The organism is Rathayibacter sp. AY1F3, from assembly GCF_002931975.1.
GTDB lineage: Bacteria > Actinomycetota > Actinomycetes > Actinomycetales > Microbacteriaceae > Rathayibacter.
Genome location: NZ_PSVF01000015.1, coordinates 1 through 16810 on the forward strand (window position 1 = coordinate 1; position 16810 = coordinate 16810).

Below are 16810 nucleotides of genomic sequence, written 5' to 3' on the forward strand. Positions count from 1 at the left end.
GGGCAGGACGACGCGGCCCGGCCCCGTCGTCCTGCCCCGCGAGGCGCGACCCGCCCCGCCACGGCTTCGACCACGCAGCGGGCCGTCGAGCAGCCCTCCACGTCTGAGGAGCGGTCGCGCACATCCGTCGAGGTCGAGAGGACGTTCCGCCCTCGAGGCGAACGCGGGGAACGCGTGTCAGCGTTTCCCGCTAGCCGGTCGCGACCCGCTCTCCGAATCGCGACCCCTCGCGAAGCCGACCGCGGTGAGGAGAGCGCAAGCGCTCTCCTCACAGTTCAGAACAGATCCGGCGACGGCGTCGACGCGTAGCGGATGGCGACGTCGGCGTGGCGGTCGAAGCGGTAGCCGACTCCGCGGACGGTGCGCACGATCTCCTCGTAGCGGCCGAGCTTGGCGCGGAGGCGGCGGACGTGGACGTCGATGGTGCGCTCGTTCGGTGCGTCGTCGTCCGCGGCGCCCCAGAGCGAGGCGATGAGCTCGGCGCGCTCGATGGTGCGGCCCTCGCGGAGCACGAGGTACTGGAGGAGCTCGAACTCCTTGTAGGTGAGGGGGGTGGTCTCCTCGTCGAGGATGACGCGCTTGCGGGAGATGTCGATGACGACGCCGCCGGGTGCGCGGTCGGGGTCGGGCTCGGCGTCGGAGCGGCGCTTGGCGACGGCGGCCGGGTCCTGCAGCGCGAGGCGGACCACGTCCACGTCGCGGCCGCCGGCGCCCTGCGGGGCGAGGGCGACGGAGGCGTACGTCTCGGCGTCGGGGGCGAGCTGCGCCGTGACGCGCTTGAGCTCCTCGACCAGGCGGCCGAGGTCGACTCCGGCGGCGCGGGCCTTGGCCTCGTCGATGCCGACGTAGAGGGCGAAGCCGCGGGCCTCGGTGCCCTGGGGCACGGCGCGGAGACGGGGAGCTGCGGGCGCTCCGTCGGCGACCGGCTGGAGGCGGGGCGCCTCGGTGGTGGTGGCAGCGGGGACGGTGCGGGTGTGGAGGAGGGTCATGACGAGTCCTTGGCTGGTCGGATCCGGGACGAGTGTCCGAGGGAGCGGATCCGGGTGTGCGCGATCGAGCCGGCCCGCGGTGCGCGGTGGCGGCAGAGTCGGATGCGGGGCATCCAGGGGATCATCCGCGCCTCGGACGCTCAGCCGATCGTGACGATCAGCGGGCGGAGGCGGTGCGGGGATCCGGCGAGGTCAGTTCCTCATGCACACATTCGACAGCACATGACGGGGCCACCGGCCATCATCATGCCGGCATTCCCGATGGCCTCGAGGGAGGTCGGGGCGTGCAGGGTGTCAGTCATGTCCGTCAGTAAAGCGGAGGCCGGTGCGGTGCGTCAACACTTCCGTGGGGATGGACGGCGCGTCGCGGGTGGTTCCGGTGCTCGGGAGGAGGCGCGAGCCGTGTCGGGATTCTCGATGCGCCCGCTGAGCGGGCTGCTCGATCAGCAGGACGGCGGTGCCGGACGGCCGCGGCGGGGGTCGTCGAGACCCTCGCTGCGCCGGCCGACCGGCACGGCTCAGCGGGGCTCCCTGTTCCAGGGCCCGACGCGGGGCCCGCTCGTCCGGGAGCCGGCCGGCTCAGCCCGCGAGGCCGTAGAGGCGGTCGCCCGCGTCGCCGAGGCCGGGGACGATGTAGCCGAGCTCGTTGAGCCTCTCGTCGAGGGAGCCGAGGACGATGGTCACATCGCGGTCGCCGAAGGCCTTCTCGACGGCGGCCAGGCCCTCGGGGGCGGCGAGCAGGCAGACGGCGGTGACGTCGACCGCTCCCCGGTCGAAGAGGAACTGGATGGCCGCGACGAGCGAGCCGCCGGTCGCGAGCATCGGGTCGAGGACGAAGCACTGGCGGTTCGACAGGTCGTCGGGCAGGCGCTCCGCGTACGTGGTCGGCTCGAGCGTCTCCTCGTTGCGCGCCATGCCCAGGAAGCCGACCTCGGCGGTCGGGATGAGCTTGACCATGCCCTCGAGCATCCCGAGGCCGGCCCGGAGGATCGGGACGACCAGCGGCTGCGGGTCGCTGAGCGCGAGGCCGGTGGTCTGCGTCACGGGGGTCTCGATGGTGACGGTGCGGGTGCGGACGCCGCGGGTGGCCTCGTAGGCGAGGAGCGTCATCAGCTCCTCGGCGAGCTGCCGGAAGGTGGGGGAGGGGGTGCGCTTGTCACGCAGCACGGTGAGCTTGTGGGTGATCAGCGGGTGGTCGGCTACGTGGACGCGCATAAGCTCAATCTACTGGCCGGAGCGGCGCCCCACCGGCCGCAGCGGGCCGCCGCAGGAGGGGGAGCGATGCGCGACAGCGATCTCCGGGTCCCCCGCCGCTCCGAGGAGTGGATGGGCCTGGCGCTCGACGAGGCGCGGCGGGCCGCGGGTTGGGGCGACGTCCCCGTGGGCGCGGTGGTCCTCGACTCGGAGGGGGTCGTGCTCGGGCTCGGGCGCAACGAGCGCGAGCTGCGGCGGGATCCGACGGCGCACGCCGAGGTGGTCGCGATCCGCGCGGCGGCCGAGGCCCGCGGCGACTGGCATCTCGAGGGCTGCACGCTGGTGGTCACGCTCGAGCCGTGCGTGCTCTGCGCCGGAGCGATCCTGGCGGCGCGGATCGACCGCGTCGTCTTCGGTGCGTGGGACGAGAAGGCGGGCGCCTCCGGATCCGTGCACGACCTCCTCCGCGACCGCCGGCACAACCACGTGGTCGAGGTGTACCCCGGGGTCCGCGCCGCGGAGTGCTCGCGGCTCCTGCTGGACTTCTTCGCCGACCGCCGCTGACGCCGAACGGCGCCGAACCCCTCAGCTCGGAGCGCCCAGCCACTCCGCCAGCGCGAGCCGCGTCGCCGCGTGCATCCGCTCGAAGCGCTCCGCCGCGACGTCGTCGGCGAGCACGGCGGCGTCGTAGCCCGCCGCTCCTGCCCACTCCCCGTCGCCCTCGAGCCACTGCGCGGCCATCGTGCCGGTCAGCTCGGGGTGGAACTGCACGCCGAGGAGCCAGTCCTCCACGGCGAACGCCTGCACCTCGCCCGCCGGCGACGACGCCAGCAGCGCCGCTCCGCTCGGCAGCGCGAAGGTGTCGCCGTGCCACTGCATCACGTCGACGCCGGCGAGGTGCCGGAGCGGGGAGCCGGCGCCCTCCTCCGTGAGCACGACCGGGCGGAAGCCGACCTCGCGGGCCGATCCGGGATGGACGGACTCGCCCAGGGCGGTCGCGATCAGCTGCGCTCCGAAGCAGACGCCGAGCGTGGGACGGCGGTGGTGCATCCGGTCCTGCAGGAGCGCGATCTCGGGGCTGATGAAGGGGTGCCGCGAGGTCTCGTAGACGCCGGCGCTGGAGCCGAGCGTGACGACGAGGTCGGGGGCGAGGATGTCGATCGCGTCGAGGTCCGTCCCTGCGACGGCGTCGACGGCGAACCCCCGCTCGGTCAGCATCGGCTCGAGCGCGCCGAGCCCGGCACCGCGCTCGTTGACGATCGCCAGGGCCCGGCGCATCTCAGGCGCTCCCGTGCGGCGCGGCCGGCGGGGAGGCGGCGGGCGGAGCGGCGGCAGCGGCCGTCTCCGTCACGGCCGGACGGGTCGCCGCCGATCCTGCGCGTCCACGGTCGACGTCGGGCTCGAGGTAGATCGTGGTGGCGGCGGGGACGGCCTCGCGGATCCGCTTCTCCGCGGCGTCGATCCCGGCGGCCACGTGCTCGAGGGTCTCGGCGGCCGGGAAGGCGAGCTTCGCGGCCACGAGGATCTCGTCCGGTCCGAGGTAGAGGGTGCGCATGTGGATGACGCGCTCGACGTCGCGCCCGGCCTCGAGCGCGGCGCGGATCGAGGCGGCGTCGGCGGGGGTCGCCCCCTCGCCGACCAGCAGGCTCTTCGTCTCGACGCCCAGCACGATCGCCACCACGATCAGCAGGGTGCCGATCATGATCGTTCCGATCGCGTCGTAGATCGAGTCGCCGGTTATCACGGTCAGCCCGACTCCGAGCAGCGCGAACGTCAGGCCGGTGAGCGCGGCGACGTCCTCGAGGAGCACGACCGGCAGCTCCGGCGCCTTCGCCCGGCGGATGAACTGGAACCAGGACTGCGAGCCGCGGACCCGGTTCGACTCCTTCACTCCGGTGCGCAGCGAGTAGCCCTCGAGGCAGATCGAGATCACGAGGACCAGGATCGGCAGCCAGGCGTTCTCGAGCTCGTGCGGCTCGGCGATCTTCTCGATGCCCTCGTAGAGCGAGAAGACGCCGCCGACGGAGAACAGGATGATCGACACCACGAAGGCGTAGACGTAGCGCTCGCGCCCGTAGCCGAACGGGTGCTCCTCGTCGGCGGCCTTCCGCGACTTGCGGCCGCCGAGCAGCAGGAGCAGCTGATTGCCGGAGTCGGCGAGTGAGTGCACGCCCTCGGCGAGCATGGAGGCGGATCCGGAGAAGAACCAGGCGACGAACTTCGTCAGGGCGATGCCGAGGTTGGCCGCGAGCGCCGCGATGATCGCGGTGCCGCCTCCGGATGCGCTCACGTGGTCTCCTCGGGCTCGCCGCTGGATGGTCGGGCCATCCTACGAGGCGCCGGACCGCACCCGGACCCCCTTGCCGCGGGCTCTTCGTAGGATGAGCGGCGTGACCGATGCGCCCGTCCTGCTCCCGTCCATCGCCGTCCTCGGCCTCGGCTCGATGGGGGGCGCGATCCTCCAGGGCCTGCTGGCTCCCGGCGTGCGCGTCGAGGGGGGCGTGCGGGTGACCAACCGCGACTCCGCGAAGGCCGCCGCGTGGGACGGCCACCCGGTGGTCACCGCCTTCGCCACCGCGGACGACCCGGAGGCCAACCGGCGTGCGGTCGAGGGCGCGGCGATCGTGCTCGTGGCCGTCAAGCCGCACATGGTGCCGGACCTGCTCGACGAGATCGCCGACGCGCTCGCCCCGGGCGCGGTCGTCGTCTCCGTCGCCGCCGGCGTGACCGCGGCCACGTTCGAGCGGCACCTGCCCGCGTCCGTCGCCGTGCTCCGCTCGATGCCGAACACTCCCGCGGTCGTGGGCCGCGCCGTCACCGGCCTCAGCGCGGGCACGCGGTCCGGCGACGAGGACCTGGCGCTCGTGCGCCGCCTGTTCGAGACGGTCGGCGAGGTGGTCGAGGTGCCGGAGTCGCAGCTCGACGCGCTCTCGACGATCTCCGGTTCGGGGCCCGCCTACGTGTTCCTGCTGATCGAGGAGCTCATCGCGGCCGCTGTCGCGAAGGGCTTCACTCCGGAGCAGGCGTCGACGATGGTGGTCGGCACGTTCCGCGGCGCCGCCGAGCTGCTCGCGGACTCCGGCGAGGAGCCCGCGGAGCTGCGCCGGCGGGTCACGAGCCCGAAGGGCACCACCGAGCGGGCCGTCGCGGTCCTGCAGGAGGCCGACCTCGCCGCCCTCTTCACGCGGGCGACCGACGCCGCGCTGGCCCGCGCCCGCGAGCTCGCCGCCTCCTGACTCCGCCCTCCTCTCCGCGAGATGCCGCTCGGGTACGCGACACCCCGGAGCGGGCGTACCGGAGCGGCATCCCGCAGAGGAGGAGGAGGGAGGGGGCGCGGGTCAGGAGCCGAGGGCCGCGAAGCGCTCGATGTCGCTGGGGGTGCCGCTGACCACGATGAGGTCGTGGTTCGAGACGACGGTCTGCTCGGTCGCGTAGGTGAAGGGCTTGCCCGGGCTCTTGACGCCGACGACGGTCACGCGGTGCTTGCGGCGCACGCCCGACTCCGTGAGCGTCAGCCCCCGGATCGGCTTGGGCGGGTACATCTTCGCGAGCACGAAGTCGTCGTCGAACTCGATGAAGTCGAGCATGCGGCCCGAGACCAGGTGCGCGACGCGCTCGCCCGCCTCCGCCTCGGGGTAGATCACGTGGTTCGCGCCGATCCGCTCGAGGATCTTGCCGTGCGAGCGCGAGATCGCCTTCGCCCAGATCTGCGGGATCTTGAGGTCGACGAGGTTCGCAGTGATCAGCACGGACGCCTCGATGGAGGAGCCGACCGCGACGACGGCGACCTGGAAGTCCTGCGCGCCGATCTGCGCGAGGGCGTCGAGCGAGCGGGCGTCGGCCTGCACCGCGTGGGTGACCCGCTCCGACCACTTCTGCACGAGACCGGCGTCGGCGTCGATGGCGAGGACCTCGCGGTCGAGGCGGTCGAGCTGGCCGGCCGTGGCGGCTCCGAAGCGCCCGAGGCCGATCACCAGCACCGGGGCGTCGTACCTGATGCGGTCAACCAACGATGGGCCTCTCTTCCGGTCGTCTGAACAACTGCCTCCGCTGGCTCGCGGCGAGCGCGGCGGCGAGAGTCACGGTACCAACGCGGCCCATGAACATCGTCAGCGCGAGGATGTAGACCCCGGACGGCGGCAGCTTTGCGGTGAGCCCCGTCGAGAGCCCGGAGGTCGCGAAGGCCGAGATCACGTCGAAGAGCACGTGGTCGAGCGAGGCCTTGGTGATGTGCAGGATCAGGACGCTCGACACGGCGACCGTCGTCGCGCCCCACAGCACGACCGAGACGGCCAGGCGCAGGACGTCGTTCGGGATCCGGCGGCCGAAGGCCTCCATGTCGTTGTTGCCGCGGGCCTCGGCGAAGGCGGCCAAGAACAGGATCGCGAGGGTCGTGACCTTGATCCCGCCGGCCGTGGAGGCCGATCCTCCGCCGATGAACATCAGCATGTCCGTCACGAGCAGGCTCGAGCCGTTGAGGTCGGGGACCGAGATCGTCGAGAAGCCGCCCGACCGCGTCATCGTCGAGAGGAAGAAGGACTGGAAGACGGTGTCTCCCGCATCGAGGCTGCCGAAGGTCCTCGGATTGTCGAACTCGAGCACGATGTAGAGGACGGCCCCGGCGACGAGCAGGATCACGGAGGTGACCAGCGTCAGCTTCACGTGCACCGACCACTTGCGCGGGCGCCGCCAGCCGCGGGAGAAGGCGTAGATGACGGGGAAGCCGATCGAGCCGAGGAAGACGCCGAGCATCAGGATGCCGAGGAACCAGTAGTCGTCCTCGAACGGGGTGAGTCCCGCGGCGTTCGGGGCGAAGCCGGTGTTCGTGAACGCCATCGCGGAGTAGTAGAAGGAGTGCCAGACGGCCTCGCCGATCGGGATCCCGTCGATCAGCATCCGCGGGAACAGCAGCAGCGCGACGATGATCTCGATCGCGGCGGCGCTGATCGCGACGGTGGCGAGCAGTCCGCCGATCTCGCCCAGGCGCACGGCCTGGCCCTCGGCGACGGGGCCGGAGTGGATCCGCAGCGGATTCGAGTCGCTGGCGACCATGAGCTTCGCCCGGAGCCCGAGGCGGCGCGAGATCGCCAGGCCCATGATCGAGGCGAGCGTCAGCACTCCCAGAGCGCCGATGTTCACGCCGACGAAGATGATCGAGTGGCCGAACGCCGACCAGTGCGTCGCCATGTCGACCGTCGCGAGGCCGGTCACGCAGATCACCGACATCGCGGTGAAGAAGGCGTCGTGCAGCGGAGTGACGGTGCCCGTGGTGCTCGACACCGGCAGCGAGAACAGCAGGGTGAAGACGAGCACGAGCGCCGAGAAGATGAGGATCGCGAAGCGGGACGGCGAGCGTCCGGCGAAGTCGTCGATGAGGTCGCGGGCCCGCTCGAACCCCGACCAGGGGGAGACGGGCGAGACGCCCACGGGGCTGCGGAACTGCTGCCGAACCACCACGGCGGATCCTCCACTCGATCGCGGCCATGCTACCCGCTCGGTGCCGGGCCCCCGGGGCGCTGACTAGCCTGGGCGCATGGCTGACATCTTCGGGGTGATCGCGGACGGGACCCGCCGGGACATCCTCGCCCTGCTGCTCGAGCAGCGGCGGGACGGCTCGGCCGAGGGCATGAGCGTGTCGCGGATCGTGGCGCGCCTCGAGCTGAGCCAGCCGACCGTCTCGAAGCACCTCAAGGTGCTGCGCGAGACCGGCCTCGTCACGGTGCGCGAGAGCGGACAGCACCGCTTCTACGCGCTCGAGTACGCGCCGCTGGCGGAGGTCGAGGACTGGCTGCTGCCCTTCCTCGCCGAGGACGAGGCGGCCGGCGCCCTGCTCGACGCTCCGACCGCGGCCCGGGCGGAGTCGCTGGGTCGGGCGCTCGCCGAGCGCACCCACCAGGTCAGCACCGTGGTGCAGGACATCCAGCGGGGCGTCAGCGAGGGAGCGACGAAGGTGGCGGAGGCGCTGCGCATCCGCAAGTGAGGGGCGCCGAGGAGCCGGAAACGGTGGAGCCCCGGGTCGTGTAAGCTCGCGGGAGCCAGTTTTTCGTAAGCGGCCGCCCGTCGGGCGGTCGACCCCCTGAACGTTGTGAGGTCTTCGTGGGTTCTGTCATCAAGAAGCGTCGCAAGCGTATGGCGAAGAAGAAGCACCGCAAGCTGCTTCGCAAGACTCGCCACCAGCGTCGCAACAAGAAGTAGGCTCGCGCCTCTTCCCACTCGAGCGTCCGCCCTTCCGGGGTCGGGCGCTCGTCTGCGTTCAGGAGATGATCCCGGCGGCGCTCGCCGTCTCGGCGCCCGTCGCCGGGGCCGCCGTACACTGACCGCATGGTGGACGTGGAGCTGACGCTCGTGGGCAAGCCGGGCTGTCATCTCTGCGACGACGCGCGGACCGTGGTCGAGCAGGTGGTCGCCGATCTGGGCGGCGAGGCGTCGGTCGCCGTCTCGGAGGTGTCGATCCTCGACGATCCCGAGCTGCACGAGCGCTTCGTCGAGGAGATCCCGGTGGTGCTGATCGACGGGCGCGTGCACACCTTCTGGCGGGTCGATCCCGCGCGGCTCCGGCGGGCCCTCCTCGATCGCGGGTGAGCTTCGACCGGGCCGTCCGGACGGAAGCACGACCGCGACGTCCCTCTGACGGGGGACGGGACGGCTCGCGATAGCTCGCCTCTCGCCCTTACCCTCGTGAGGGGGGAGTGCGCTCCTCCGTGCGCGGACGCAGATCGTCGCCCGTGGAGGAAGGAACCGCCATGCCGTCATCCCGCCGACTCGCCCTGCCCGCCGCCGCTCTCGCGGCGCTCGTGCTCGGCCTGGCCCTCCCCGGAGCGGCCGTCGCGGCACCCTCCGCCTCGACGGTCTCGACCACGGTCGAGCAGCCGGCCGCGACGACCATCCCCGGCGTGCCGGAGGATCCCGAGCAGCCGGGCGACGGCGGCTCCGACCCCGTTCCCGGCGTCCCCGAGGAGCCCTCCGTTCCCGGAGTGCCCGAGGAGCCGGCAGAACCCGAGCAGCCCGCGCCCGTCGACCCCGCGCCCGTGGACCCCGCGCCGGTCGATCCGGCACCGGTCGACCCCGCGCCCCAGCAGCCGAGCCAGCCCTCCACCGGCGGCGGATCCACCGGCGGCGGCTCGACCGGCGGCGGCCAGCAGGGCGGCTCCGGCGGCGGTCAGCCCTCCACCGGCGGCGGATCGTCCTCCGGCGGCTCCGGCTCCGGCGGCGGCACCACCGGCGGAGCGACGCCCGGCGGCACCTCCGGCGGCGGCACCACAACCGGCACCACCACGTCCGGCACCGCCGGCTCCTCCGGTGCGGGCGCCGTCACTCCGGCGGCGTCGGCCCCCGGACGCACCGAGCTCGGCACCTCGACCGAGGGCGCGAAGCCGGCGGCCGGTGCCGCGACCGCGGACGTCTTCCTCACCCGCGAGCTCGCCGTGCAGCCGGAGGCGCTCACCGTCGAGCTCGCCCGCTTCTACGGCGTCGGCTTCTCGTACACCGGCTTCGCCAGCGGAGAGGCCGTCTCCGCGGTCCTCCGCGACCCGAACGGCACCAAGACCCCGCTGACCCTCGAGGCGGGGAGCGGCACCGCGACCGTGCCGACCGCGCTGATCACCAAGTCGGGCGCCTTCACGGTCGACCTCACGGGCGACCAGGGCTCCGCCGCCAAGGTCGTCTTCCGGCTCGCGCCCTCCACCGGCAACGGCCTCCTGCTCGAGCCGCGCGAGCTCGGCGACGGCAGCACAGAGGCGCCCCGCGGCGCCGTCTGGGGCTTCGACGCCGACGAGGAGGTCGCCGTGGGCGCATTCGAGACCTCCGGAGCCCGCGCCGACCTGGCCGCCGGCGACGTCGCCGTGCAGTCCGACTCGATCGGCTGGGCCGAGCTGGCGCTGGGCGACGCGGTCGTCGCCGACCCCGACCCCTCCGTCTACTGCGTCGTCGCCTTCGGTCGCGAGTCGCACCGCACGGCAGCCGTGACCGTCTCCTACCGTGACAGCGACACCACGGCCGCACCGTGGGAGGCGCAGCAGGTCTGCGGCACCGCGATCAGCGCCGCGCGCACCGCCTTCATCAGCACGGCCGCCTCGGCGGGACCGGCCGGCATCACGCCGACCACCGCGCTGATGATCGGCGGCGGTGCGGTCGCCGCGTCGCTCGTCGCCTGCGCGGCCGTCCTGGTCGTGATGCGCCGCCGGCGCATGAACACGGACCTCTTCATCGGCGGACCGCTGCCGCGCACGCAGAGCGACTGACGCGTCCCGAGGACGAGGGAAGGCCCGCGGGACGCGATCCCGCGGGCCTTCCCTCGTCCTCTTCCGGCGCTCAGCCGGCCGCGGTGAAGCGGAGGAGGATCGTCCGTGCCTCCGGCCGCAGCTGGAAGTCGGGCCACACGTCCGGACCGCACGCACGGGAGCCCAGGCCGTGCTGGGCGGCGTCGATCACGAGGACCGCGCGCTCCGACGCCGGCAGCTCGTGCGGGTGCGCGGCGGCCGTGATCTCCTGCGGCGTGTGCCTCGCCAGGGTGAAGCCGGGGAGGCGTCCGTGCAGGTCGCGCGCGGCTTCGATGCGGAGCCGGGGCGAGCCCGCCTCCGTCAGCGTCAGCTCGCGCACGCTGCTGCGGTGACCGCTCTCCTGCGGGCGGGCGTACGGAGTCGTCAGCCGGTCCATGTCCGCCGTGAAGCGCCCCACCCGCGCGGCGCGGAGGCTGTCGGGGTAGGACTCGAGCGGGCCGGTGCCGAACCACTCCGCGCCGTCGATCGACGCGGGCAGGTCGATCCGGATGCCCAGCCGCGGCCAGACGGAGTCCCAGCCCCGGGTCGGCACGAGGTCGACGCGGAGGACCGTGCTCTCCCCGTCGACGCTCCAGCGCTCCTCCATCAGGAGTCCCGCATCGAGATCCGCGGCCGAGAAGCGGGTCACGCGGCGGAGCCCGGCGGAGGCGTCAACCTCCTGCACGCGGCCGACCAGGCGGTCGAGTCCGGCCTCGCGCCAGCGGGCGGCGGAGGAGGGGGCCGGCATCCCGCGGCCGTCGCCGTCGTACGGGTCGCCGGTGACGTAGCCGGGGAAGCCCGCGCCCTCGTCGTTGTCGGTCGGGGCGCGCCAGAGCTCGGCGCGCGGTCCGTCGACGGGCAGGCCGGCGAGGGAGGCGAGCCGGCCGTCGCGGAATCGCGCGACTCCGAGCGCGCCGCCCTCGAGGGGCGGAGCGGCGCGGACGGCGCGGGTCCACGCGGGCACCGCCGACGGCACGGCGAGGAGGTGCTGACCGGTGGAGAGCACGTGGCCCTCCTCCGCCCAGGCGGTCGAGGCGTCGAGGACCGCGTCGACGGTGAGCCAGGTCTCGCCGCCGGGGCGCACCTCGAGCGGGGGGAGCTCCACGTGCACGGCGTCGCCGGCCGCGATGACCGGGGCGTCGAGCACTCCCTCCGCGGTGACCCGCCCGTCCCGCTCGACCCGCCACGCGAAGCGCAGATCGGCGGTGGAGGCGTCGTGCCGGCGATTCTCGATGACGACGCCGTCGCCGCGGACCGTGAGGCGCACCGGAGCGACGATCTGCTTCCACTCGAACAGGCCCGGGCTGGGCGTGCCGTCGGAGAGCACCATGCCGTCCATCACGAAGTTGCCGTCGTGCACCACCTCGCCGAAGTCGCCGCCGTACGCGTAGTACTCGACGCCCTCCGGCGTGCGCGCCCGCAGGCCGTGGTCGCGCCACTCCCAGACGAAGCCGCCGTGCAGCCGCGGGAAGCGGTCGACGAGGTCCTCGTACTGGTCGATCGCTCCCGGGCCGTTGCCCATCGCGTGCACGTACTCGCAGAGCAGGAAGGGCTTGGAGCGCTGCCGAGCGGACTCGCCGGGGGAGCAGCCGAGCAGCGGAGTGAGCGAGCCGTCGGTGCCGATCCGCTCGGTCTCGGGGATCGAGGAGTACATCCGCGAGTACACGTCGGTGTACGCGCCGGTGTAGTCGCCCTCGTAGTGGACGGGGCGCTCGGGGTCGCGGCCGTGCACCCAGGCGGACATCGCGGCGAGGTTCGCGCCGGTGCCCGCCTCGTTGCCGAGGGACCAGAGCACGATGCTCGGGTGGTTCTTGTCGCGCTCGACGGTCCGCTCGATGCGGTCGAGGTAGGCCTCTCGCCAGGCGGGGTCGTCGCTGGGGTTGCCCGCCCAGCCGACCCGCTCGAAGCCGTGGGTCTCGAGATCGCACTCGAGGACCACCCAGAAGCCGAGCTCGTCGGCGAGGTCGAGCAGACGGGGATGCGGCGGGTAGTGGCTGGTGCGGATGGCGTTCACGTTGAAGCGCTTCATCATCGCGAGGTCCTCGCGGGTGGAGTCCTCGTCGAACGCTCGACCGCGGTCGGGGTGCGTCTCGTGGCGGTTGACTCCATGGAAGACGACGCGCTCGCCGTTGACCAGGAAGCGGTCGCCGCGGATCTCGACCGTGCGGAAGCCGAGCCGCAGCGAGACCGTCTCGCCGGCGGAGGCGAGCGTCGCGTCGTAGAGGCGCGGAGCCTCCGCCGACCACGGCTCGACCTCGGGGACCTCGATCGCGGCGATCTCCTCCGCCGAGGCCCAGACCGTCTCGATCCCGAGCCCGGGCACGCGCAGCGTCAGCGGGAACGCGTCGGCCGCGGCGGTCACCTCCGCCTCGATGCGGCCCGCGCCGCCGGCGAAGGAGGAGCGCAGCCACACGTCCTCGATCCCGCCGACGGGGCGCGCGAGCAGGTGCACCGAGCGGAAGATCCCCGGCAGCCACCACTGGTCCTGGTCCTCCACGTAGCTCGAGGCCGACCACTGGTGCACGCGGACCACGACGAGGTTCTCGCCCGGGCGGACGACGCCGGTGACGTCGAACTCCTGCGCGAGCCGGCTGCCGGAGCCGATCCCGATCTCGACGCCGTTGACCCAGACGCGGTAGCGGGACTCGACCCCGTCGAAGCGCAGGACGACCGCCTCGGCGGAGTCCCACTCCTCCGGGACCACGACAGTGCGGCGGTAGTCGCCCGTCGGGTTCGCGTCCGGCACGAACGGCGGCTCGGTCGGGAACGGGAACTGCACGTTCGTGTAGACCGGCAGTCCGTAGCACCCGTCGCCCTGCAGCACCCAGTGCGAGGGCACCGGCATCAGGTCCCAGCCGGAGTCGTCGAACGACTCGTCCCCGACGGCGTCCACGCCCTCGCCCTCCGGCAGCACGCCGGCGCCGCCCGGGGTCCCCGGAGCGGCGGGGAGCAGGCGGAAGCGCCACTCCCCGTCCAGCGGGAGCGCCGGGGCGTCGGTGTGCAGCCACGAGCGGGGGGCCCGGCGGCGGCCGGAGCCCGGTCCGGTGTCCGTCAGGTAGTGGGAGGTCGTCGGGGGAGTCGTCACTTCACGGAGCCTTCCGTCAGGCCGCCGCGCCAGAAGCGCTGCAGCACGATCATGGCGATGGCGAGCGGGATGATCGACAGCAGGACGCCGCCGGTCGTCAGCTCGTAGAACTCGGGCAGGCGGTCGACCTGTCCGAGCCAGTTGTTCAGTCCCAGTGTGATCGGGAACAGGTTCGTGTCCGAGAGCATCACCAGGGGCAGGAAGTAGTTGTTCCAGATCCCGACCAGCTGGAAGAGGAACACGGTGACCAGCGCGGGAGTCAGGATGCGCAGCCCGAGCGTGTGGAAGATCCGCAGCTCCCCGGCGCCGTCGATGCGCGCCGCCTCGATGATCGCGGTGTCCACGGTCGCCTGAGCGTAGATCCGGCAGAGGAACAGCCCGAACGGCGAGACGAGCGAGGGGATCAGCACGCTCCAGTAGGTGTTCGCGATGCCCATCTGGCTGAAGAGCAGGAACAGCGGCAGAGCGGTCGCGGTGCCCGGCACCAGGACGCCCGCGAGGATCGTCCCGAACACGAGCCTGCTGCCGCGGAACTCGTACTTGGCCAGCGCGTAGCCGCCCGCCGCGGCGAGGTAGGTCGCGAGCAGGGCGCCCACTCCGGCGTAGAGGACGGAGTTGAGGAACCAGCGGACGAAGATGCCGTCGCCGTAGGTCAGCACCTGCGTCAGGTTGTCCCAGAGCGCGAACGTCGGGGCGAACCAGAAGCCGTAGGTGGCGAAGAGGTCCTCGGTCGTCTTGGTCGCCGCGACGACGACCCAGTAGACGGGGATGAGGAAGTAGACCGCCACGACGACGAGGATCGCGGTGACGATGATGGTCGAGGCGCGGTTGCGGCCGGCCGAGCGGTCGGGCCCGCGTCCGGCCTTCACGGGGCGGTCGGCGGTGACGACTCCGGTGGTCGTGGTCGGCGGGGTCTCGGTGCGGCTCATGACGACCTCCTGTTCGAGATCGAGAGGAACGTGAAGGAGAGCAGGAACGCGACCAGCGCGATCAGGACGGCCTGGGCGGCGGCGACGTTGTAGTCGTTGTAGGCGAAGGCCGTGGTGTACGCGCTGAGGTTCGGCGTGTACTGGCTGTCGATCGCCGGAGCGACCGTCTTCAGCACCTGCGCCTCGGCGAACAGCTGGAGCGTGCCGATGATCGAGAAGATCGTCGTCAGCACCAGCGCGGGGCGGATGAGCGGCAGCTGGATGCTGCGGGCGACGCGCCAGGTGGAGGCGCCGTCGACCTTCGCCGCCTCGTAGAGCTCGACCGGGATCGCCTTGAGCTGGGCGACGATGATCAGCATGTTGTAGCCGGTGTAGCTCCAGAGCGAGATGTTCGCGATCGACCAGAGCACGGTGTCCGCACCGAGGAAGTCGGGCTGGAGCCCGACCACGTTCGCCGCGTCGATGAGCGGGCTGAGGCCGGGCACGTAGAGGAACGACCACAGGATCGTCGCGATCACTCCGGGCACTCCGTAGGGGAGGAAGTAGGCCGCCCGGAAGAAGCCGGGGAACTTCGCCGACGCCGACTCGAGCATCAGCGCGAGGACGGTGCAGAGGGCGATCATCACCGGGACCTGGACGATGCCGAAGAGGAACATCCGCCCGATGGAGGCGATGAAGTTGCCGTCGGCGAGGGCCTGCGCGTAGTTGTCGAAGCCCGCGAACCCGCTGGTGACCCCGGCCTCGCCGAAGAGGCCGGAGCGCGTCACCTTCGTGAAGCTGGAGCCGACGGCGACGACGATCGGGACGATGAACGTGAGGACGAACAGGGCCAGGAAGGGTCCGAGGAGGATCCATGGGGCGCGGGCGACCGCGCGGCTGCGCCGGGGCGCGCCCGGCGTCCGCGTGGTGGCCGCGACCGCGGCGGCGGCGGGGGAGATCGTGGTGGTCATGCGGAGGCCCTCCTGATGCTCAGGCCCTTGTTCTCGAAGACCGTGATGATCTGCTGCTCCGCCTCGGCGACCGCGTCCACGAGCGAGAGCCCCGACGCCTTCTTCCGGAAGCCGTCGCTGAGGATGTTGAAGGACTGCTGCGTGACGGGCCACCAGGACCAGTCCGGGTTCTGCTCCTTCGATGCGGGCACGAGGACGTCCTCGTTGTAGTTCTGCCCGCTGAAGAATTCGCTCGGACCCTTGCGGGCCGTGCCGATCTCGCCGACCGCGGGAGACCAGCCGATGCCGCTGTTGGCGATCATCGCGTCGATGCCCTCCTGCGTGGTGGTCATCCAGACGGCGAACTCGATCGCCTCCTCCGGGTGCTTGCTGCTCGAGAACACCGCCGCGGTCGATCCGCCGAGGAAGCTCGAGCCGAAGCCGGTGTCGCCCCAGACGGGCATGGGAGCCGCGCGCCACTTGCCCGCGCCTCCGCTGACCCCCTCGATCAGGGCGTCGCCCCAGCTGCCGGTGGCGCAGGAGGCGATGCCGCCCTTCGCCGCGGCCGCGAACCACGCGGGGGAGTAGGCGCCGTAGCCGGTCTGCACCAGGTCCTGGTCGATGGCCGTGTCGAAGAAGGAGGCGACGCGCGTCGTGGCGTCGTCGGTCATGTCGATGACCCAGCCGTCCTCCTCCGGGCGCAGCCACTGCGCGCCGGCCTGCGTCGCGAACGCGGCGAAGACCGAGGCGTCGGCGAGCGGGAAGCAGTCGATGTAGGAGCCGGCTCCGCGCAGCTCCGTCGCCACCGCGGCCCAGTCGTCCCAGGTCGTCGGCGGCTCCGCACCCACCTTCCCGAACACCTCGGGCTGGTAGAAGAGCGCCATCGGGCCGCTGTCCTGCGGGATGCCGTAGACGCCGCCGGTGTAGCTGACCTGGCCCCAGAGAGTGGGGTCGTACAGGTCGCGGTACTGCTCGACGCCGTACCGGGTGAGGTCGACGAGGCCGTTGACGAGCATGAACTCGGGGACGGAGCGGATCTCGACCTGGCCGAGGTCGGGCCCGCCGCCCGCGGCGAGGGCCGAGTAGAGCTTCTGGTACCCGCCCGCGTTGCCGCCAGGGATCCAGACGGCCTCGACCTGGATCTCGGGATGCGAGGCGTTCCAGACGTCGCAGACCTTCTGCAGGTCCTTCAGCCAGCCCCAGTACTGCAGGCGGACCGGGCCGTTGGCCGGGGCGATCGTCGGCGCCGTGTTGACCGAGACGGTGCCCGGTGTCGCGCAGGCCGTCAGGCTCCCGAGTGCCGCGGTGCCGAGACCGGCGGCGATGAGCTGTCTCCGGGTGAACGGATGCATCTTCCCTCACTTCGTCGTGGTGGAGAGCCGGGGAGTCTCACCCGGCGATGATCGGGACGCTACCACGAATTCGA

General features: G+C 72.3%; 16 protein-coding genes. 6 read left to right on the top strand and 10 right to left on the bottom strand.

What is annotated here, in order from left to right:
- Window positions 1–275: 275 nt before the first annotated feature.
- Window positions 276–989 (bottom strand): winged helix-turn-helix domain-containing protein, encoded by a 714-nt coding sequence (locus C5C39_RS10325; RefSeq protein ID WP_104353331.1) that lies wholly within the window; start codon window positions 987–989, stop codon window positions 276–278.
- 579 nt (window positions 990–1568) lie between these two features.
- Window positions 1569–2204 carry a uracil phosphoribosyltransferase gene (gene upp / locus C5C39_RS10330; RefSeq protein WP_104239094.1) on the bottom strand — a complete coding sequence of 212 codons (636 nt, stop codon included), beginning with the start codon at window positions 2202–2204 and terminating at the stop codon, window positions 1569–1571.
- 66 nt (window positions 2205–2270) lie between these two features.
- Between upp and C5C39_RS10335 the strand changes: the two genes are divergently transcribed.
- Window positions 2271–2747, top strand: a complete 477-nt coding sequence (locus C5C39_RS10335; protein ID WP_258068435.1) for a nucleoside deaminase — start codon at window positions 2271–2273, stop codon at window positions 2745–2747.
- A gap of 21 nt (window positions 2748–2768) precedes the next feature.
- Here C5C39_RS10335 and C5C39_RS10340 read toward each other — a convergent pair whose 3' ends face one another.
- Both C5C39_RS10340 and C5C39_RS10345 read right to left on the bottom strand, forming a co-directional pair.
- Window positions 2769–3461, bottom strand: coding sequence for a gamma-glutamyl-gamma-aminobutyrate hydrolase family protein (locus C5C39_RS10340; RefSeq protein WP_104353332.1), 693 nt, complete (start codon window positions 3459–3461; stop codon window positions 2769–2771).
- Window position 3462: 1 nt separating this feature from the next.
- Window positions 3463–4473: a cation diffusion facilitator family transporter gene (locus tag C5C39_RS10345; RefSeq protein WP_104353333.1), complete on the bottom strand. Its 1011-nt coding sequence runs from the start codon at window positions 4471–4473 to the stop codon at window positions 3463–3465.
- A 91-nt stretch (window positions 4474–4564) separates the two neighbouring features.
- On the opposite strand from C5C39_RS10345, the gene proC reads away from it, so the two are divergent.
- Window positions 4565–5419 (top strand): pyrroline-5-carboxylate reductase, encoded by an 855-nt coding sequence (gene proC, locus C5C39_RS10350; protein ID WP_104233429.1) that lies wholly within the window; start codon window positions 4565–4567, stop codon window positions 5417–5419.
- A 102-nt stretch (window positions 5420–5521) separates the two neighbouring features.
- Here proC and C5C39_RS10355 read toward each other — a convergent pair whose 3' ends face one another.
- Together C5C39_RS10355 and C5C39_RS10360 are read right to left on the bottom strand one after the other, a co-directional pair.
- The gene (locus C5C39_RS10355; protein ID WP_068255410.1) at window positions 5522–6193 is read right to left on the bottom strand and encodes a TrkA family potassium uptake protein; all 672 of its coding nucleotides are present in this window, start codon (window positions 6191–6193) and stop codon (window positions 5522–5524) included.
- Window positions 6186–7556 (bottom strand): TrkH family potassium uptake protein, encoded by a 1371-nt coding sequence (locus tag C5C39_RS10360; protein ID WP_258075818.1) that lies wholly within the window; start codon window positions 7554–7556, stop codon window positions 6186–6188. Before C5C39_RS10360 ends, C5C39_RS10355 begins: the two co-directional genes overlap by 8 nt.
- A 160-nt stretch (window positions 7557–7716) precedes the next feature.
- Between C5C39_RS10360 and C5C39_RS10365 the strand changes: the two genes are divergently transcribed.
- The 4 genes from C5C39_RS10365 to C5C39_RS17505 all read left to right on the top strand — a co-directional run bounded on the left by C5C39_RS10365 (window position 7717) and on the right by C5C39_RS17505 (window position 10423).
- Window positions 7717–8163, top strand: a complete 447-nt coding sequence (locus C5C39_RS10365) for a helix-turn-helix transcriptional regulator (protein WP_104224854.1) — start codon at window positions 7717–7719, stop codon at window positions 8161–8163.
- A 116-nt stretch (window positions 8164–8279) separates the two neighbouring features.
- On the top strand, window positions 8280–8378 hold the full coding sequence (locus C5C39_RS10370) for a 30S ribosomal protein bS22 (RefSeq protein ID WP_003792170.1): 99 nt from the start codon (window positions 8280–8282) through the stop codon (window positions 8376–8378).
- A 126-nt stretch (window positions 8379–8504) separates the two neighbouring features.
- The gene (locus tag C5C39_RS10375; protein ID WP_104224855.1) at window positions 8505–8765 is read left to right on the top strand and encodes a glutaredoxin family protein; all 261 of its coding nucleotides are present in this window, start codon (window positions 8505–8507) and stop codon (window positions 8763–8765) included.
- A 161-nt stretch (window positions 8766–8926) separates the two neighbouring features.
- Entirely contained in the window at window positions 8927–10423 is a 1497-nt protein-coding gene (locus C5C39_RS17505) for a hypothetical protein (RefSeq protein WP_181136369.1), read from the top strand.
- A 70-nt stretch (window positions 10424–10493) separates the two neighbouring features.
- On the opposite strand, the gene C5C39_RS10390 is transcribed toward C5C39_RS17505, so the two are convergent.
- Genes C5C39_RS10390 through C5C39_RS10405 form a run of 4 tightly spaced genes read right to left on the bottom strand, consistent with a single transcriptional unit; the run spans window position 10494 to window position 16736 of the window.
- Window positions 10494–13526, bottom strand: coding sequence for a glycoside hydrolase family 2 TIM barrel-domain containing protein (locus C5C39_RS10390; RefSeq protein ID WP_219813330.1), 3033 nt, complete (start codon window positions 13524–13526; stop codon window positions 10494–10496).
- Window positions 13523–14455, bottom strand: a complete 933-nt coding sequence (locus tag C5C39_RS10395; protein ID WP_104225919.1) for a carbohydrate ABC transporter permease — start codon at window positions 14453–14455, stop codon at window positions 13523–13525. Before C5C39_RS10395 ends, C5C39_RS10390 begins: the two co-directional genes overlap by 4 nt.
- Window positions 14452–15405: a carbohydrate ABC transporter permease gene (locus tag C5C39_RS10400; RefSeq protein ID WP_104353335.1), complete on the bottom strand. Its 954-nt coding sequence runs from the start codon at window positions 15403–15405 to the stop codon at window positions 14452–14454. The genes C5C39_RS10395 and C5C39_RS10400 overlap by 4 nt, the downstream gene beginning before the upstream one ends.
- Window positions 15402–16736 (bottom strand): ABC transporter substrate-binding protein, encoded by a 1335-nt coding sequence (locus C5C39_RS10405; protein WP_104353336.1) that lies wholly within the window; start codon window positions 16734–16736, stop codon window positions 15402–15404. The genes C5C39_RS10400 and C5C39_RS10405 overlap by 4 nt, the downstream gene beginning before the upstream one ends.
- Between the last annotated feature and the right edge of the window lie 74 nt (window positions 16737–16810).

Excerpts from the sequence above, each read along its gene's own strand:
- C5C39_RS10325 (WP_104353331.1), bottom strand. The coding sequence starts at position 989 with ATGACCCTCCTCCACACCCGCACCGTCCCCGCTGCCACCACCACCGAG.
- upp (WP_104239094.1), bottom strand. The coding sequence starts at position 2,204 with ATGCGCGTCCACGTAGCCGACCACCCGCTGATCACCCACAAGCTCACC.
- C5C39_RS10335 (WP_258068435.1), top strand. The coding sequence starts at position 2,271 with ATGCGCGACAGCGATCTCCGGGTCCCCCGCCGCTCCGAGGAGTGGATG.
- C5C39_RS10340 (WP_104353332.1), bottom strand. The coding sequence starts at position 3,461 with ATGCGCCGGGCCCTGGCGATCGTCAACGAGCGCGGTGCCGGGCTCGGC.
- proC (WP_104233429.1), top strand. The coding sequence starts at position 4,565 with ATGAGCGGCGTGACCGATGCGCCCGTCCTGCTCCCGTCCATCGCCGTC.
- C5C39_RS10365 (WP_104224854.1), top strand. The coding sequence starts at position 7,717 with ATGGCTGACATCTTCGGGGTGATCGCGGACGGGACCCGCCGGGACATC.
- C5C39_RS10375 (WP_104224855.1), top strand. The coding sequence starts at position 8,505 with ATGGTGGACGTGGAGCTGACGCTCGTGGGCAAGCCGGGCTGTCATCTC.
- C5C39_RS17505 (WP_181136369.1), top strand. The coding sequence starts at position 8,927 with ATGCCGTCATCCCGCCGACTCGCCCTGCCCGCCGCCGCTCTCGCGGCG.
- C5C39_RS10395 (WP_104225919.1), bottom strand. The coding sequence starts at position 14,455 with ATGAGCCGCACCGAGACCCCGCCGACCACGACCACCGGAGTCGTCACC.
- C5C39_RS10400 (WP_104353335.1), bottom strand. The coding sequence starts at position 15,405 with ATGACCACCACGATCTCCCCCGCCGCCGCCGCGGTCGCGGCCACCACG.
- C5C39_RS10405 (WP_104353336.1), bottom strand. The coding sequence starts at position 16,736 with ATGCATCCGTTCACCCGGAGACAGCTCATCGCCGCCGGTCTCGGCACC.